Origin of the sequence: Streptomyces sp. NPDC101490 (genome assembly GCF_044767145.1) — a bacterium.
Lineage (GTDB): Bacteria > Actinomycetota > Actinomycetes > Streptomycetales > Streptomycetaceae > Streptomyces.
In genome coordinates this window covers 158,872-175,498 of sequence record NZ_JBIWNI010000007.1, presented here as the reverse complement: position 1 = coordinate 175,498, position 16,627 = coordinate 158,872, and the positions used below count along the sequence as shown (strand labels likewise).

Genomic DNA, 16,627 nt, shown 5'->3' with positions numbered 1-16,627 from the left:
GGTCAGCAGTCGCCCTCCGGGCCCGGATCGACCAGGGCGGACAGCAGACCTCCGAGCACCTCGCGCTGGTCGACGGTCAATGGAGCAAGGATGTCCTCTGCGGCGGCCCGGCGCGCGTTGCGCAGCTCCCACAGAGTGGCGCGCCCCTCGTCGGTCAGTTCGATCCGTATCACCCGGCGGTTGGCCGGGTCGGGCACCCGGCGCACCCGGCCGCCCGCCTCCAGGCCGTCGACGAGGCTGGTCACCGCGCGCGGGACGACTTCGAGCCGGGCCGCGAGGTCGGCCATCCGGGGCGGCTCCCCGAAGTGCGCGACGGTCCGGAGCAGCCGGGACTGGGCGGGGGTGATGCCGACCGGTTCGAGGTGGCGCTTCTGGATGCGGTGCAGGCGCCGGGTGAGCCGGAGGAGCTGCTCGGCGAGGAGCCCGTCGGCGTCGGACCCGCCCGGACGGCCGGTCCGGGCGGGGACGGCGCCGACGGGAGGGGCCGGTTCCGGTTCCGGTGCGGCGGTGTGCGCGACGGCTCCGGCCGGTGCGGGCTCGGTGGGGACGGCTCCGGTGGGGACGGCGGAGGTGCTCATACGGGAACAATATCAGGAGGTGGTTCATTGTGAACATAGGTAACAATGAGCTAGGCTCTGACCGACCACCGCCGATCCCCCGAAGGAGCCCATGCGCCCCGACGACCGGTCCGAATGGACGCCCCCGCCCCGCGATCCCGCCCAGCCGAGGGAGCCCGCGCAGGTGCGGCGCATCCTCCGGCTCTTCCGCCCCTACCGCGCGCGCCTCGCGCTCGTCGGCCTCCTGGTCGGCGCCGCCTCGCTCGTCACGGTCGCCTCCCCCTTCCTGCTCAAGGAGATCCTGGACACCGCGATCCCCCAGGGCCGTACCGGGCTGCTCAGCCTGCTCGCCCTCGGCATGATCGCCACCGCCGTCCTGACCGGTGTCTTCGGCGTGCTCCAGACCCTGATCTCCACCACCGTCGGCCAGCGGGTCATGCACGACCTGCGCACCGGGGTGTACGAGCAGCTCCAGCGGATGCCGCTGGCCTTCTTCACCCGCACCCGCACCGGCGAGGTGCAGTCCCGCATCGCCAACGACATCGGCGGGATGCAGGCCACCGTGACCTCCACGGCGACCTCCCTGGTGTCCAACCTCACCGCCGTCGTCGCCAGTGTGGTCGCCATGCTCGCCCTCGACTGGCGTCTCACCGCCGTCTCGCTGCTCCTGCTCCCGGTCTTCGTCTGGATCAGCCGCCGGGTGGGCCGCGAGCGCAAGCGGATCACCACCCAGCGCCAGAAGCAGATGGCCGCCATGGCCGCCACGGTCACCGAGTCCCTCTCGGTCAGCGGCATCCTGCTCGGCCGGACCATGGGCCGCGCCGACTCGCTGACCAAGTCCTTCGCCGAGGAGTCCGAGCGGCTCGTCGACCTCGAAGTGAGCTCCTCCATGGCCGGCCGGTGGCGGATGTCCACCATCGGCATCGTCATGGCCGCGATGCCCGCCCTGATCTACTGGGCCGCGGGCATCGCCATGGCCCCGGGCGGTCCGGCCATCTCGCTCGGCACCCTCGTCGCCTTCGTCTCGCTCCAGCAGGGCCTCTTCCGGCCCGCCGTCAGCCTGCTCTCCACCGGTGTGCAGATGCAGACCTCCCTCGCCCTCTTCCAGCGCATCTTCGAGTACCTCGACCTGCCCGTGGAGATCAGCGAACCCGCCGAGCCGGTCCGGCTCCCCGAGATCCGGGGCGAGGTCGGCTTCGAGAAGGCCGTGTTCCGTTACGACCCCGAGGGCGAGGGCCGCCCCACCCTCGACGGCATCGACCTCACGGTCCCCGCCGGAGGCAGCCTCGCCGTCGTCGGCCCCACCGGCTCCGGCAAGTCGACCCTCAGCTATCTGGTGCCCCGGCTGTACGACGTGACCGGCGGCCGGGTCACGGTCGACGGGGTGGACGTGCGCGACCTGGACTTCGACACGCTCGCCCGGGCGATCGGCGTGGTCTCCCAGGAGACGTACCTCTTCCACGCCTCGGTCGCCGACAACCTCCGCTTCGCCAAGCCGGACGCCACCGGCGCGGAGATCGAGGCGGCGGCCCGCGCCGCCCAGATCCACGACCACATCGCCTCGCTGCCCGAGGGCTACGACACCCTGGTCGGCGAGCGCGGCTACCGCTTCTCGGGCGGCGAGAAGCAGCGTCTGGCCATCGCCCGCACGATCCTGCGCGACCCGCCGGTGCTGATCCTCGACGAGGCGACCAGTGCCCTGGACACCCGTACGGAGCACGCCGTGCAGCAGGCCATCGACTCCCTGTCCCGGGGCCGCACCACGATCACCATCGCCCACCGCCTCTCCACCGTCAGGGACGCCGACCAGATCATCGTCCTGGAGGCGGGACGGATCGCCGAGCGCGGCACCCACGAGGAACTCCTCGCGCGGGACGGGCGGTACGCGGCCCTGGTCCGCCGGGACGCGCGCGGCGCCCTGGACGCCACCACGCTCGACGAACAGGCGAACGTGGGAGCGGTTGTTCCCCAGAACGTGTGATCGTTCCGGTATCCATTGCCCAACTCCCGTACGGCGTCCGATGATTGCGGTGCGCGTTCGAAGGGCTGCAGACCGTCACCGCGCACGTCCCACTGATGTACCTGTACGAGGAGAAGCACCCCATGAACGTCATCACCAACCTGCTCGCCGGCGTCTTCCACTTCCTGGGATGGCTCGTCTGACGATCGCAGTGCCCGGCGCCGTCGGTCCCCCGTCCCCGGGGGCCGGCGGCGCCGCCGCGGGCGCGGTTCCCGGGATTCCGCTTCCGGCCGGGTTAGCGTGCGGCCATGACGTACCGGCCGTCCTCACCGTACGCACCCCCGCGCCGCTCCCGCCGTCCGTCCCTGCCCCGGCCGCCGCGCCGTCCCCGGCTCACCCGGCGCGGCAGGCTGGCACTGCTCCTCGGCGCCGTCCTCGCCGTGGCCGCCGGGGTCACCGTCCCGCTGCTCCTGATCCGCGACGAACCCGCCGTCGAACCCGCCCGTACCCTGCTCGTCCCCGAGGGCTGGCGGGCCCGTCAGGTCTACACCGCCGTCGACCGGGCGCTCGGACTGCCCGAGGGAACCGCGCGGAAGACCGCGACCGCGCCCGCCGCCGCCCTCGCGCTGCCCCGGGCGGCGGGCGGCAACCCCGAGGGCTATCTGTTCCCCGCGACCTATCCGGTGACCGGCGGCACCACCCCGCAGGGCCTGCTGAAGTTCATGGTGGACACCGCCGCCAAGCGCTTCGGCACCGCCCGGATCGTGGCGGGCGCGAAGGCCCAGGGGCTCAGCGTCTACCAGACCGTGATCGCCGCGAGCATCGTGCAGGCCGAGGCCGACAACCCGGAGGACATGGCGAAGGTCGCCCGGGTCGTCCACAACCGGCTCGCCCGGGGCATGGCCCTCCAGATGGACTCGACCCTCAACTACGCGCTGGGCCGCAGCACCGTCGACACCAGCTACGAGGACACCCGCATCCGCAACCCGTACAACACCTACGAACGCAAGGGCCTGCCGCCGACGCCCATCGGCAACCCCGGCGACCAGGCGCTCGACGCGGTGATCCGCCCGACGGACGGCGACTGGCTCTACTTCGTCACGGTGGCCCCCGGCGACACCCGCTTCACCGCCGACTATGCCCGCCACCAGGAGAACGTCGCCGAGTTCAACGCCAACCGGGGCGCGGAACGCGGCTGACCGCCCCCGCACCGGGTCGGCACGAGAGGCGGACGACCCGTCGCGGGCTCCCGCGCGGGGGAGGCTACGGGGCGGCGGCGGTCGCTTCGGCCGGGGAGCGGGTCAGCAGGCGGCGGAGGTCGGACGCCGCCGCCCGTCCGGCCCGGTTGGCACCGATGGTGGAGGCCGACGGGCCGTAGCCGACGAGGTGGACGCGTCCGTCCCGCACGGCACGCGTCCCCTCGACCCGGATGCCGCCGCCCGGCTCGCGCAGCCGCAGCGGGGCCAGGTGGTCGATCGCGGCGCGGAAGCCGGTGGCCCACAGGATCACGTCCACGTCGACCGTCCGGCCGTCGTCCCAGGCCACCCCGGTCGGGGTGATCCGGGCGAACATCGGCAGCCGGTCCAGGACGCCCCGCGCGCGGGCCGCCCGGACCGCGTCGCTGAGCGGGAGTCCGGTGACCGAGACGACGCTCCCCGGCGCCAGCCCCCGCCGTACCCGCTCCTCCACGAGCGCGACGGCGGCCCGGCCCTCGCTCTCGCCGAAGGGGCCTTCCCGGAACACCGGTTCGCGCCGGGTCACCCAGAAGGTGTCGGCGGCGACGTCCGCGATCTCCATGAGGTGCTGGGTGCCGGACGCCCCGCCGCCGACCACGAGCACCCGCCGTCCCGCGAACTCCGCCGGTCCCGGGTAGTCGGCGGTGTGCAGCTGACGCCCCCGGAAGGTCTCCTGGCCCGGGTAGCGGGGCCAGAAGGGGCGGTCCCAGGTGCCGGTGGCGTTGACCAGGGCGCGGGTGGCGTACGGGCCCTCGGAGGTCTCGACGAGCAGCCGCCCGCCGTCGCCCTCCCGGACGGCGGTGACGTCCACGGGCCGGTGGACCCGCAGCCCGAAGGTCCGCTCGTACTCCTCGAAGTACCCGCCGATCACCTCCGACGACGGCCGGTCCGGATCGGCGCCGGTCAGCTCCATGCCGGGCAGCGCGTGCATCCCGTGGACCTTGCCGTACGTGAGCGAGGGCCAGCGGAACTGCCAGGCCCCGCCGGCGCGCGGGGCGTGGTCCAGGACCACGAGGTCCCGGTCCGGCTCCAGTCCGGACCGGCGCAGATGGAAGGCGGCCGAGAGCCCCGCCTGCCCGGCGCCGATCACGACGACGTCCACCAGCCGCCCGGACCGTCCGCCGTCCGATGCCTCTCTCACCCCAATATCGTTCACGTTTCTACCAACCGGGCCGGGGTCATGGATCTTCCCGCCGCCCGGTCAGCCCGCTGGAGTGACCCCGGTGGGCCATCGGAGGGACGGCCCGTGTCCCGTGATCGGCACGCGCTGTTGGACCGACCGACGCGGCTCCTTCCTCCGCGTCGCACAAGAGACCACGGGAGTTTTCATGCGTATGCGCTCTGTTCTGGCCGCGTCCGTCCTCGCCACCGGCATCCTGCTCGGCGGCGCCGGTGGCGCCATGGCCCACGGCGGTGGCGGCGGCGGTTCCTACAACGGCGAGCACGGCGGCCAGCGGTCCGACACCACGACCTTCGCCGGTGTCATCCACCGTGTCGGACCGGTCTTCTACCAGAACGACGGCTCCGAGACCGTGTGGAGCCGCGAGTCGGCCCTCGGCTTCTTCTCCTAGTCACACCCGCTCCTGGTCACACCGCTCCGACGGGCCGCGTTCCTGATCGCGCCGCCCGAAGGGGCGCGTTCCCGGTCGCACCGGTCCGTGGGACCGGGAACCGCACACGTACCGAGCCCCGGGCCGCAGCCTCTCCGCTGCGGCCCGGGGCCGTTTCGTCAGGTCCGGGACCATTTCGTGAGATCTGGGGCCGTTTCGTCAGGTCCGCCCGCCCGGCGCGAGCGGGCCCGGCGCGCCGGGCGACGAGGACCGCGCGGCCGGGGCCCCGTGGAACGAGGGCGGCGGGGCCTCCGGCAGCAGTCCGCGCGCCGCGAGCACCGGCCGCACGCCCTCACCGAACCAGTACGCCTCCTCCAGGTGCGGGTAGCCGGACAGCACGAAGTGCTCCACGCCCAGGTCGTGGTACTCCTCGATGCGGTCCGCCACCTCCGCGTGGCTGCCGACCAGCGCGGTGCCCGCCCCGCCCCGTACCAGACCCACCCCCGCCCACAGGTTCGGCGAGATCTCCAGCCGGTCGCGCTCCAGCGAACCGCCCCGGTGCAGCGCCACCATCCGCTGCTGGCCGACCGACTCGCTGCGGCCCAGCACCCGCTGCGCCGAGGCGACCGTCTCCTCGTCGAGCGCGGACAGCAGCCGGTCGGCCGTCGTCCACGCCTCGCGCGCCGAGTCGCGGGAGATCGTGTGCACCCGGATGCCGAAGCGGACCGTCCGGCCGCGCCGCGCCGCGAGCCCCCTGATCCAGTCGAGCTTCTCCTTGACCTGCCACGGCGGCTCGCCCCAGGTCAGATAGACGTCCGCGTGTTCCGCCGCGACCGGACCGGCGGCCGCCGAGGAACCCCCGAAGAAGATCTCGGGCAGCGGGTCCGGCGGCAGCGCGGTCAGCCCGCCCTCGACCTGGAAGTGCTCGCCCGCGAAGTCGAACGGCCGCCCGCCCCACACACCCCGCACCACCGACAGGAACTCCGCCGTCCGCGCGTACCGCCGGTCGTGGTCCAGGCGGTCCCCGTACCGGCGCTGCTCCACCGAGTCGCCGCCGGTCACCACGTTGAGCAGCAGCCTGCCCCGGGTGATCCGCTGGTACGTGGCCGCCATCTGGGCCGCGAGCACCGGCGAGAGCACGCCCGGCCGGAACGCCACGAGGAACTTGAGCCGTTCGGTGTGCTGGGCGAGCGCGACCGTCGTCAGCCACGCGTCCTCGCACCAGGTTCCGGTGGGCGTCAGCACGCCCTCGAACCCCAACTGCTCGGCGGCCTTGGCGATCTGGGCCAGGTACCCGACGTCCGGCGCCCGCACCCCGGGAACGGCCCGGTCGCGGGTGATCCCGCCGTCCGCGTAGGCGTGCCGGTCGACCAGGGTCCGGCCGTCGCCGCCGGTGGGCAGGAACCAGTGCAGATGAACGCTCATCGGGAGCCTTTCCGTGGCCGCGCGCCGGGCCGACCGGGGCGGCGGGTCCTGGGAACGGGAGACGGGTGCGCTCCGGCGGCCGGGGCGCGGCGGGAACACGCGCGCACGGCGGACCGGTGCGTGGGGGAGGGCGGGAGGCGGCGGGGCGTCAGCGGCCGGGGCGACACGCGGCGGAGGCCACCCGCAGCAGGTCGATGTGACCACGCGTGGTGAGCAGGGCTGTACGCGGCATGGCGCGAAGGTATGCGGCGGGCACGGACCGGGTCAACGCCCGTCTCGGAGCCCGGACGAGCGGTCCACGGTCCGGATGCCGGGGCGGGCGCCCGCCCCGGCACCGCCATGTGGCGGGACCCGTACGGCACCATGTCGAGAGCGTTGCGGGAGTCGTACGGGAGTCGTGCGGCGGTCGCACGGGAGTCGTACGGCGGTCGTACGGGGGCGGGGCCCCTAAGCTGCCCTGCGGCAACCGGATCCCGACCCCAGGAGCGCACCCATGTCCCCGCAGGACCGGCAGTTCCCCTACCCCGACGCCTTCCGGGCCGACGGGGTGCCCGCGCCGCACGAGCTGCTCGGCCCCGTGCTCGGGCTCCTCGGCACCTGGACCGGGCAGGGGAAGGGCGGATACCCCACCCTCGACGCCGATTTCGCGTACGCGCAGGAAGTGACCTTCAGCCACGACGGGCGGCCCTTCCTCCACTACGAGGCCCGTGCCTGGCTGATCGACCCGGACGGCACCCCGCTGCGCCCGGCGGCCCGGGACAGCGGCTGGTGGCGGCTGCGCCCCGGAGGAGCCGTCGAGGCGCTCATCACCCAGCCCACCGGCATCGCGGAGATCATGGTCGGCGAGGCGCGGGACGGCACGGTGGACCTGGTCACCGACGGTGTCGCCCTCACCCCCACCGCCAAGCGCGTCGACGCCACCCGCCGCCGCTACGTCCTCGACGACACCACCCTGGACTTCACCCACGACCTGGCAGCCGTCGGTGAACCCCTCGGGCACCACCTCGCGGCCCGGCTGCGGCGCGTGGACGCCCCCTGACCTGCCCTCCGCCGGACCGCGTCCGGCCTGCACAATACGGGGATGACCGATGACGACCCGTATCTGTGGCTCGAAGACATCTCGGGGGACGCCGCGCTCGCGTGGGTGGCCGAACGGAACGCCGAGACGGCCGACGCCGTCGCCGGGGACACCGGCTTCGAGGCGCTGAAGAAGCGCGTGCGCGAGGTGCTCGACGCCTCGGACCGGATTCCCTACCCCGTACGGTGGGGCGACCACCTGTACAACTTCTGGCAGGACGCCGAGCACGTGCGGGGCGTGTGGCGGCGCACCACCCTGGAGCGGTACCGCGCGGACGAGCCCGAGTGGGAGCTCCTCCTCGATCTCGACGCGCTCGCCGAGGCGGAGGGCGAGAAGTGGGTGTGGGACGGGGCCGAGGTCCGGCACCCCGATTACGGGCGGGCCCTCCTGCACCTCTCCCGGGACGGCGGTGACGCCGCCGTGGTCCGCGAATTCGACCTCGGTACGAGGGAGTTCGTCGAAGACGGCTTCCAGCTTCCCGAGGCGAAGAACCGGATCGGCTGGGCCGGTGCCGACGCCGTCCTCGTCGGCACCGACCACGGCCCCGGCTCCCTGACCGACTCCGGCTACCCCCGCACCGTCCGGCGCTGGCGGCGCGGAACGCCCCTGGCGGACGCCGAGACGGTCTTCGAGGCCGAGCAGGGCGACGTGTCGGCCTGGGGCAGCCGCGACACCACCCCCGGCTACGAGCGGGAGTTCGTCGGACGCTCCCTGGACTTCTTCCGCGGCGAGGTCCATCTGCTGCGCCCCGACGGCACCCTCGTCCGGATCGACGTGCCGGAGGACGCCGACATCGACGTCCACCGCCGGCACCTCCTCGTCACCCTGAAGTCCCCGTGGCTCGACCGGCCCACCGGCTCGCTCCTCGCCTTCGACTTCGATGACTTCCTCGCCGGGGACCGCACCCACCAGGTCCTGTTCGTCCCGGACCCGCGCACCGCCCTCGCCGGGCACCTGTGGACCCGCGACCACCTCGTCCTGGAGACGATGCGGGACGTCAGCACCCGCCTCGACGTGCTCACCCCCACCGCCGAAGGCCCCTGGGAGCGCCGCCCGCTCGCCGGAGTGCCCGAGCTGTCCGCCGTCAGCGTCTTCGGCACCGACCCGGACGTCTCCGACGAGTACTTCCTCGACGTGTCCGGCTTCCTCCAGCCGTCCACCCTGCACCTCGGGCGGATCGGCGCCGGTTCCGAGGTCCTCAAGCGGGCCCCGGAACGCTTCGACACCTCGGGGCTCACCGTCGCCCAGCACTTCGCCACCTCCCGGGACGGCACCCGCGTCCCGTACTTCGTGATCGGCGCCGACCGCACCGGCACGGGACCCGGCCCCACCCTGCTCTACGGCTACGGCGGCTTCGAGGTCTCTCTCACCCCGTACTACGGGGCGGTGACCGGCCGCGCCTGGCTGGAGCGCGGCGGCACCCATGTCATCGCCAACATCCGGGGCGGCGGGGAGTACGGCCCCGGCTGGCACCAGGCGGCCCTGCGCGCCGAACGCCCCCGGGCCTTCGAGGACTTCGCGGCCGTCGCCGAGGACCTCGTGGCGCGCGGGATCACCACCCCGGCGATGCTGGGCGCCAAGGGCGGCAGCAACGGCGGCCTCCTCATGGGCGCCATGCTCACCCGGCACCCCGAACTCTTCGGGGCGATCGTCGCCGAGGTCCCGCTCCTGGACATGACCCGCTTCCACAAGCTCCTCGCGGGCGCGTCCTGGATCGCCGAGTACGGGGACCCGGACGACGAGGCCGACCGCCCGCACCTCCTGGACCTCTCGCCGTACCACGGGCTCGCGGCGGACCGCCCGTACCCGCCGGTCCTCCTGATGACCTCCACCAGGGACGACCGGGTCCACCCCGGCCACGCCCGCAAGACGGCGGCCCGGCTGCGTGAACTCGGCCACCCCGTCCTGTTCCACGAGAACACCGGCGGTGGCCACGCCGGGGCGGGCGACAACGAACAGGCCGCGCACAACAGCGCGCTCGTCCACACCTACCTGTGGCAGCGGCTCACCGGGACCGGCGTCACAGCCAGCCCGAACGCTGTGCCTGCAGCGCCATCTGGAAACGGCTCGTAGCACCGAGCCTGGCCATCAGGACCTGCACCCGGCGGAACAGCGTGCGGCGGCTGACCCCCAGCTCCCGGGCGATGACCTCGTCGTCCGCCCCGGCCGCGAGCAGCCGCAGCAGCCGCCGGTCCGCCGGGAGCAGGGCGGCCGGGCGCGCCGTCCGCCCGTGCAGGGGCAGCGCGCTCTGCCACGCCTGCTCGAACAGCGCCACGAGCGCCGACAGCAGCCCGCACGGCTGTACGACCAGCATGGTGTTGTAGACGTCCGTCTCCTTGATCGACAGGGCGACCAGCGCGTACGCGTCGTCGATGACGACCAGCTTGACCGGCACCGACGGCAGCACCCTGGCCTGCTCGCCCGCCTCGACGCACGGCTCGATCGCGTTCTCCAGCTGTCCCGGGTGCTCCAGTGACGCGCGGGAGTACACCACCCGCTGCGTCACCCCCCGCGCGAGCGTGGCGAGCGCGTCGTCGGTGGCCCCCTCCAGCGGGAAGTACGGCGGCGAGTCGAACTGCCGGATCTGCTCCCGGGCACTGGCCCACGCCTGCCGCATCCGCAGCCCGATCGCCTCGCCGGTGACGACCTCCACCAGCGGATCGTGGTACCCGGCGAGCCGGTGCCGCCGGAACGAGTCGAAGGCGCTCCCGACCGTGATCCGGGAGGAGTCCAGCTCGGCCGCCCGCCGCCGACCGAGGATCTCCAGACCGGCGGCGGGCGGCACCGGGGCGACCACCTCCCGCTCCTCGTCGGCGGTGCTCGCCAGACCGGAGTCGACGAGCTCGCGGTAGGCCTCCGCCAGCTCCGGGCCCGTCACACCCGCGGCGTCGCCGACCGCGCTCAGCGGCGCAGGCCCCTCCGCCAGGAGGCTGCGGTAGACCCGTACCGCCCCGGGACCGATCCCCAGGAGACGGAGGGCCTCGCTCAGCTTCTCGTTCGCCATGGACCGATTATGCGGCCCGCCGGAGCCCCCGGGCGGACCCGCCGTGTCCGATCCGTGCCACTGGCGGTCCTGGGCACCCGGCGGCCCCGGAGCGGAGTACCTTCCGGGATGCCGCCGATGTCCGGCGGCCCAGGAACTCATCCGGAAGAAGGTGCAGGACGTGGCGAAGGGTCGCAAGAACGGCCTCTACGAAGGCGTCTCCGAGGAACTCTCCAGCCTCATGAGGACGGGGTGGGCGGACACCGAGCAGCACGATCTGGAGCCCGCCGAGCAGTCCCCGTACGCGGCCGCGCGCCGCGCCGCGCTCTCCGCGCGCTTCCCCGGCGAGCGCCTGGTGATCCCCTCCGGCAATCTGAAGACCCGCTCCAACGACGACACGTACCCGTTCCGTCCGTACACCGGCTACGTCCACCTCACCGGCGACCAGGCCCGCGACGGCGCCCTCGTCCTCGAACCCCGAGCCGACGGCGGCCACGACGCCTACTGCTACCAGCTGCCCCGTGACAGCCGCGACAACGACGAGTTCTGGCTCGGCGCCACCGCCGAACTGTGGATGGGCCGCCGCCGCACCCTCCGCGAGGCCGAGGTCGTCCTGGGCCTGCCCTGCCGGGACGTCCGCACCGCCGCCGAGGACCTGGCCGCCGCCCCCGGCGTCCCCACCCGCATCGTGCGCGGCCACGACCCGAGGCTCGAAGCGGCCGTCACCACCGACGAGGACCGCGACGACGCCCTGGAGGAGGCGCTCTCCGACCTGCGGCTCGTCAAGGACGCCTGGGAGATAGGCGAGATGCGCAAGGCGGTGGACTCCACCGTCCGGGGCTTCACCGACTGCGTCGCCGACCTCTCCACCGCCGTCGCCACCTCCGAGCGGTGGATCGAGGGCACCTTCTTCCGCCGCGCCCGTCTGGAGGGCAACGCCCTCGGCTACGGCTCGATCTGCGCGGCGGGCGACCACGCCACGATCATGCACTGGACCTCCAACGACGGCCCGGTCCGGCCCGGCGAACTCCTCCTCCTCGACGCGGGCGTGGAGACCCACTCGCTCTACACCGCCGACGTCACCCGCACCCTCCCCATCAGCGGCACCTTCACCGAGGTGCAGCGCGCGGTGTACGACGCGGTGTACGAGGCCCAGGAGGCGGGCATCGCCGCCGTCAAGCCCGGCGCCGCCTACCGCGACTTCCACGAGGCCTCGCAGCGTCACCTCGCGGCCCGGCTGGTCGAGTGGGGCTTCATCGAGGGTCCCGCCGAGCGCGCGTACGAGCTGGGTCTCCAGCGCCGCTTCACCATGGCGGGCACCGGACACATGCTCGGTCTCGACGTCCACGACTGCGCGCACGCCCGCAACGAGGAGTACGTGGACGGCGTCCTCGAACCGGGAATGCTCCTCACCGTCGAGCCGGGTCTCTACTTCCAGCCCGACGACCTCACCGTGCCGCAGGAGTGGCGCGGCATCGGCGTCCGCATCGAGGACGACCTGCTGGTCACCGAGGACGGCAACGAGAACCTGTCGGCGGGTCTGCCGCGCTCCTCGGCCGAGGTCGAGGAGTGGATGGCCCGGCACGCCGGCTGATCCACGTCCGGGGCGCCACGGCCCCGGACCTCCCGGCCTCTGTCTCCGGCTTCTGTCTCCGGCCCCGCCCACGGACGCACGGACTCGCCCCCCGAGTCCGGTCCCGTGCGCGGGGCCGGTCCCTTTCCCGGATCCGTGGGCCGTCGCCCGTCGCCCGTCGCCGTGACCCCGGCGGCCCCTGCCGGGTACGGCGCCCGCCGGGTCAGGCTTCCGGTGCCGCCCGCCCGGTGAGGTCCTCGTACAGCGCGAACAGGCGGGGCGAGGAGGGACCGGGGTCCCGCTCCGCCGCCGTCGTGAGGGCGGCCCAGGCGGTGGCGAAGAGTTCCCGCGCTCGTGCGCCGGGCCAGGGCCGGGGCAGCAGCTCCGGGGGCAGCAGCGGATCGGGGCGCATGGCGCGGGTGAAGACGGCGGCGAGCCGGACGGCCAGCGTCAGCCGTTCCGGCCCCGTCGGCGGTTCGGGTCCTTCGAGCCGGTCCAGGCAGCCCCGGGCGGCGGCGGCCAGTTCCCCGTACCGGGCGGCGATCCCGTCCAGCGGCCACAGCGCCGCCGCCAGCTCCCGGGGTTCCGAGGGGGCGCCGATCCGCAGGTCGGTGCTGGTCAGGTAGGCGACCTGGGAGGGCACTCCGAGCTGTCCCGCCCGGTGCTCGACGAGCGCTTCGACCGGGTGGGCGGTGACGTACAGCCCGCCCTGGAGGGGCGCGGCGCCGAGACCGAGCAGGGTGTCGCGGAGCGCGTCCCTGGCCGCCCGCGCGGACTCGGGCACGGCGAACGCGAAGAGGTGCCAGACGCCGTCCCACGGGGCGAGCCCCCGGTCCTGGCGGTAGGCGAGGCGCACATGGGAGACGTCGGGGGCGAGCGGCCCCGAGGGTTCGGCGACCATCCGCAGGACGGCCCCCCGACCGCGCCCCTCCTGGGTGAACAGCCCCTCCGTGACCAGGCGCTTGACGCAGAGCCTGACCTGCTGGTCGGTCATCGAGAGCAGCCCCGCGACCTCGTACAGCTCCCCGGCGTCGACGGTGCCGTCCGTCCGGACGAGGGCGTGCACGAGGGTGCGGGTCGGGATGGCGTCTGAGGAGCCGACGTCTTCCGGCGCGGCGGGTGGGGGCGGCACCGTCCGTCCGTGGCCGTCCGTCGCGGCCGTGCTCCTCACCGGATCCCCGGAGTCGTCCGCGACCGCCGTCGTCCTGGTCGGCTTCCCGGAGTCGTCAGCGGTGGTGGTGGTCCTCACCGGCTCCCCTGAGCCGTCTGCCCCGGTCGTGGTCTTCATCGGGGCTCCCGCGAGTCGTGGTTCGGGCCGTCCGGGCGGGCGTCGGACGGTACGACGGGCCGGTGCATGGTCGTGACCGCGCCGAAGCCCATCAGATCCCGCAGGTACGGGGTGTGCTCGGTGCGGACGGCGGTGAAGCCGTGCCGCTCGTACAGGGCGCGCGCCCGGGGGTTGACGTCGATGACGTCGAGCCGGATCCGACGGAACCCGGCCTCGGCGGCCACCGCCGCGACCTCCCGCAGCAGACGGCCGCCGAGGCCCTCGCCCCGGTGCCCGGCGGCGACGGCGATCCCGTCCATCACCAGTTCCCGCGCGGCGGGGTGGCGCCCCATGAGCGCCAGGAGGGCCAGCCTGCGCAGTCCGCTGAGGACTCCGTAGGCGGCGAGGACGTCCGAGGCGCCGCCGCCCATGAGGCCGCGCCCGCCGAGCCGGTAGCCCGCCACTCCGGCGACCTCGCCGTCCACGAGCACGGTGACGCCCCGGTCGCGGTGGAGATGCTCCGCGAGGAAGGCGCGGGCCTTGTCGGGCGGGCCGAGGGCGGCGCCGAGCTTCCGCCCGAACGCCTCCCAGTACAGCGCGGCGACCCGCGCCTCGCTCCCCTCGGGGACTTCTCGGCACACCACCGGCTCCGGGTCCATGGCCCTCCTCCTCGTCGTCGACTTGCACTATCGATAGTAATACGTTCATTCTCGATACGAGCGTTTTTTATTCGATAGCTTTGAGGGGGAGGGTCATGGAGACCACGAAGGCCGAAGGTCCGGGAGCGGCGCCTCCGGACGCCACCGCCCGGAAGGCGGCCACCGGTACGGAATCCGGCCCGGCCACCGATGCCGGTGCCACCACCGGCGGGCGACTCGCGCACGTCGACGCCCTGCGCGGCTTCGCCCTGCTCGGCATCCTCGTCGTCAACATCGGCTATCTGGCATCCGCCCACCACGGCTCGGGAGCCGAGGACCCCGCCTTCGGCACGCTCCTCGACGACGCGGCCGGATGGCTGGTGGCGGTGTTCTTCGAGGCCAAGTTCTTCCTGCTGTTCTCGTTCCTGTTCGGCTACGCCTTCACGCTCCAGCTGGACTCCGCCGCACGGAGCGGAGCCCGCTTCGGGCCGCGCTTCCTGCGGCGCCTGGCCGGACTGTTCGTCCTCGGCGCCCTCCACGCGGTCCTGCTGTTCCCGGGCGACATCCTCACCACGTACGCCGTCCTCGGCCTGGTCCTGTTCGCGCTGCGGGGGATCGCGCCCCGCACCGCGATCCGCACCGCCGTGGTCCTCCTGGTGACCACCGCCGCCCTCTACGCCCTGCTCGCGCTCGGCGTCCACCTCACGGACACCGGCGGAGTCGACCCCGGCGCCGCCGCCGAGGCCGCGCGGACGACGGAGGCGCTGCGCGGCAGCCCCGGCGAGGTGGTCCGGGAACATCTGTCGCAACTCCCCGACGTCCTCTACCTGCTGGTCTTCTTCCAGGCCCCGGCCGCCCTCGCCGCCTTCCTCCTCGGTCTCGCCGCCGGACGCGGCCGGGTGCTGGCGGACCTCGACCGGCACCGGCGGACCCTGGTCCGGCTCCAGTGGGCGGGGTTCACGGTCGGGCTCCTCGGCGCCGTCGTGTACGCCCACGCGAGCCTGGTGCGCCCGGGGGGCGCGTACCAGATCCTCGCGCTCGGCGTCGACGTCGTGACCGCGCCGCTGCTCGCCGCCGCGTACGCCGTCACCGTGCTCCGGCTCGCCCGGGGGCGGTTCGGGCGCGGCGTGGTGGCCGCCCTCGGGCCGGTCGGCGGCATGACCCTGACCGGTTACCTCACCCAGTCCCTGGTCTGCGCCCTGCTGTTCACAGGGTACGGGGCCGGGCTGACGGGCCGGCTGTCGCCGTCCGAGGTCCTCGCGGTCGCCCTCGTGCTCTTCGCCGTCCAGGCCGTCGCCGCCCGGTGGTGGCTGCGGGGTCACCGGTACGGCCCGCTCGAATGGCTGCTGCGGGCGTGGACCACGCTGTCCCGGCCGCCGCTGCGACGCCGGGCGGAGCCGGAGGCCTGACCGGAGCCGGGACCGGGGCGGGCTGGGTCTGGGTCTGGGCCGGCGGGGCCGGGTCCGGAAGGGCTGTTCCCGGGCGGACGGGTCGCGGGCCGGGGTGTCCGCGCCCTGGACGGGGCCCGTCGCCATGAGGTTAGCTGCGCGTGCACCTATTCAATAAATTGAGTATGGAGTCTCTGTCATGCACCCGTTCCGTCAGGCTGTCGAGAAGCGCGACCACGCCGCCGTCGAGGCGATGCTCGCCGAGGACGTCGTCTTCACCAGCCCGGTGGCGTTCCGCCCGTACCGGGGCAGGGCCCTCACCGCCGCGATCCTGCGCGGAGTGATCCGCGTCCTCACCGACTTCCGGTACGTCCGCGAGATCGCGGGCGCGGACGGCCGGGACCACGCGCTCGTCTTCACCGCCGAGGTCGACGGCAAGGAGATCCACGGCTGCGACTTCCTCCACTTCGACGAGGACGGCCGGATCGACGACTTCATGGTCATGGTCCGGCCGCTCTCCGCCGCCCGGGCGCTCGCCGCCGCGATGGGCGCGCAGTTCGACCGCATCGGCGCGGAAGCGGCTGCGGCGGAGACGGGTGGGACGGAGACGGGTGGGGTGACGACGGTCGGGGCGGAGGCGGTCACGGTCACCGGGCCGGGGACGGCTGCGGACCCGTCCCCGGCCACGGGTACGGCCAAGGCCGATGGTACGGGTACGGGCGCGGCCACCAGTGCGAGTGCCGGTCCTGCGCAGTGAGCGGTGCCGACTCCGGCGCCGACGCAGGCGTCATCGGCACGGGTGGTGGCACGGCCCTCACCGCCGACGCGACCTCCACTGCGCCGGGGCCACCCTCCCCGCCCGGGGGCGGCCTTCCGTGATTCGAGGGGCAGCCCGCTCCTGGACGCCCTGGAGGGCGCGGGCGTCGGATCCGAGTCCGCCCGCCGTTCCGGCGAGCGCGGCCCGTGTCGCCTC

At 74.0% G+C, this 16,627-nt stretch carries 14 protein-coding genes and 1 pseudogene; 9 read left to right on the top strand and 6 right to left on the bottom strand.

The window, feature by feature from the left end; all coding sequences use genetic code 11:
- Positions 1-2 precede the first annotated feature (2 nt).
- A complete protein-coding gene (locus tag ACIRQY_RS17065; protein WP_351784006.1) occupies positions 3-386 on the bottom strand; it encodes a MarR family transcriptional regulator in 384 nt (127 codons plus the stop codon).
- A 283-nt stretch (positions 387-669) separates the two neighbouring features.
- Between ACIRQY_RS17065 and ACIRQY_RS17060 the strand changes: the two genes are divergently transcribed.
- The 3 genes from ACIRQY_RS17060 (at position 670) to mltG (ending at position 3,716) form a co-directional block, all read left to right on the top strand.
- Positions 670-2,538 (top strand): ABC transporter ATP-binding protein, encoded by a 1,869-nt coding sequence (locus ACIRQY_RS17060; RefSeq protein ID WP_403926227.1) that lies wholly within the window; start codon positions 670-672, stop codon positions 2,536-2,538.
- A 44-nt stretch (positions 2,539-2,582) separates the two neighbouring features.
- Positions 2,583-2,720, top strand: a complete 138-nt coding sequence (locus tag ACIRQY_RS17055) for a hypothetical protein (protein WP_351783768.1) — start codon at positions 2,583-2,585, stop codon at positions 2,718-2,720.
- A gap of 105 nt (positions 2,721-2,825) precedes the next feature.
- A complete protein-coding gene (gene mltG, locus ACIRQY_RS17050) occupies positions 2,826-3,716 on the top strand; it encodes an endolytic transglycosylase MltG (protein ID WP_403926224.1) in 891 nt (296 codons plus the stop codon).
- Positions 3,717-3,780: 64 nt separating this feature from the next.
- Here the strand turns inward: mltG and ACIRQY_RS17045 are convergent, their stop codons facing one another.
- Entirely contained in the window at positions 3,781-4,893 is a 1,113-nt protein-coding gene (locus ACIRQY_RS17045) for an NAD(P)-binding domain-containing protein (RefSeq protein WP_403926221.1), read from the bottom strand.
- A gap of 193 nt (positions 4,894-5,086) precedes the next feature.
- Between ACIRQY_RS17045 and ACIRQY_RS17040 the strand changes: the two genes are divergently transcribed.
- On the top strand, positions 5,087-5,323 hold the full coding sequence (locus ACIRQY_RS17040) for a hypothetical protein (protein WP_351783774.1): 237 nt from the start codon (positions 5,087-5,089) through the stop codon (positions 5,321-5,323).
- A 198-nt stretch (positions 5,324-5,521) separates the two neighbouring features.
- Here the strand turns inward: ACIRQY_RS17040 and ACIRQY_RS17035 are convergent, their stop codons facing one another.
- Complete coding sequence (locus tag ACIRQY_RS17035) at positions 5,522-6,727, bottom strand: LLM class flavin-dependent oxidoreductase (protein ID WP_403926218.1); 1,206 nt, start codon at positions 6,725-6,727, stop codon at positions 5,522-5,524.
- A 493-nt stretch (positions 6,728-7,220) separates the two neighbouring features.
- On the opposite strand from ACIRQY_RS17035, the gene ACIRQY_RS17030 reads away from it, so the two are divergent.
- Together ACIRQY_RS17030 and ACIRQY_RS17025 are read left to right on the top strand one after the other, a co-directional pair.
- Positions 7,221-7,766: an FABP family protein gene (locus ACIRQY_RS17030; RefSeq protein ID WP_403926215.1), complete on the top strand. Its 546-nt coding sequence runs from the start codon at positions 7,221-7,223 to the stop codon at positions 7,764-7,766.
- Positions 7,767-7,808: 42 nt separating this feature from the next.
- A complete protein-coding gene (locus ACIRQY_RS17025) occupies positions 7,809-9,878 on the top strand; it encodes a prolyl oligopeptidase family serine peptidase (RefSeq protein WP_351783780.1) in 2,070 nt (689 codons plus the stop codon).
- On the opposite strand, the gene ACIRQY_RS17020 is transcribed toward ACIRQY_RS17025, so the two are convergent.
- Complete coding sequence (locus ACIRQY_RS17020; protein WP_403926212.1) at positions 9,826-10,809, bottom strand: LuxR family transcriptional regulator; 984 nt, start codon at positions 10,807-10,809, stop codon at positions 9,826-9,828. The two genes, ACIRQY_RS17025 and ACIRQY_RS17020, sit on opposite strands and share 53 nt — an antisense overlap.
- A gap of 160 nt (positions 10,810-10,969) precedes the next feature.
- Here ACIRQY_RS17020 and ACIRQY_RS17015 point away from each other — a divergent pair, with 160 nt between their 5' ends.
- Complete coding sequence (locus ACIRQY_RS17015) at positions 10,970-12,382, top strand: aminopeptidase P family protein (protein ID WP_403926209.1); 1,413 nt, start codon at positions 10,970-10,972, stop codon at positions 12,380-12,382.
- A 202-nt stretch (positions 12,383-12,584) separates the two neighbouring features.
- Here the strand turns inward: ACIRQY_RS17015 and ACIRQY_RS17010 are convergent, their stop codons facing one another.
- Both ACIRQY_RS17010 and ACIRQY_RS17005 read right to left on the bottom strand, forming a co-directional pair.
- Positions 12,585-13,649: a PaaX family transcriptional regulator C-terminal domain-containing protein gene (locus tag ACIRQY_RS17010; protein ID WP_403926206.1), complete on the bottom strand. Its 1,065-nt coding sequence runs from the start codon at positions 13,647-13,649 to the stop codon at positions 12,585-12,587.
- The gene (locus tag ACIRQY_RS17005) at positions 13,646-14,287 is read right to left on the bottom strand and encodes a GNAT family N-acetyltransferase (protein WP_403926204.1); all 642 of its coding nucleotides are present in this window, start codon (positions 14,285-14,287) and stop codon (positions 13,646-13,648) included. The genes ACIRQY_RS17010 and ACIRQY_RS17005 overlap by 4 nt, the downstream gene beginning before the upstream one ends.
- A 95-nt stretch (positions 14,288-14,382) precedes the next feature.
- On the opposite strand from ACIRQY_RS17005, the gene ACIRQY_RS17000 reads away from it, so the two are divergent.
- Positions 14,383-15,675 (top strand): DUF418 domain-containing protein, encoded by a 1,293-nt coding sequence (locus tag ACIRQY_RS17000; protein WP_403926201.1) that lies wholly within the window; start codon positions 14,383-14,385, stop codon positions 15,673-15,675.
- 178 nt (positions 15,676-15,853) lie between these two features.
- Positions 15,854-16,240: pseudogene (locus ACIRQY_RS16995) on the top strand (nuclear transport factor 2 family protein); the annotation flags it as partial.
- Between the last annotated feature and the right edge of the window lie 387 nt (positions 16,241-16,627).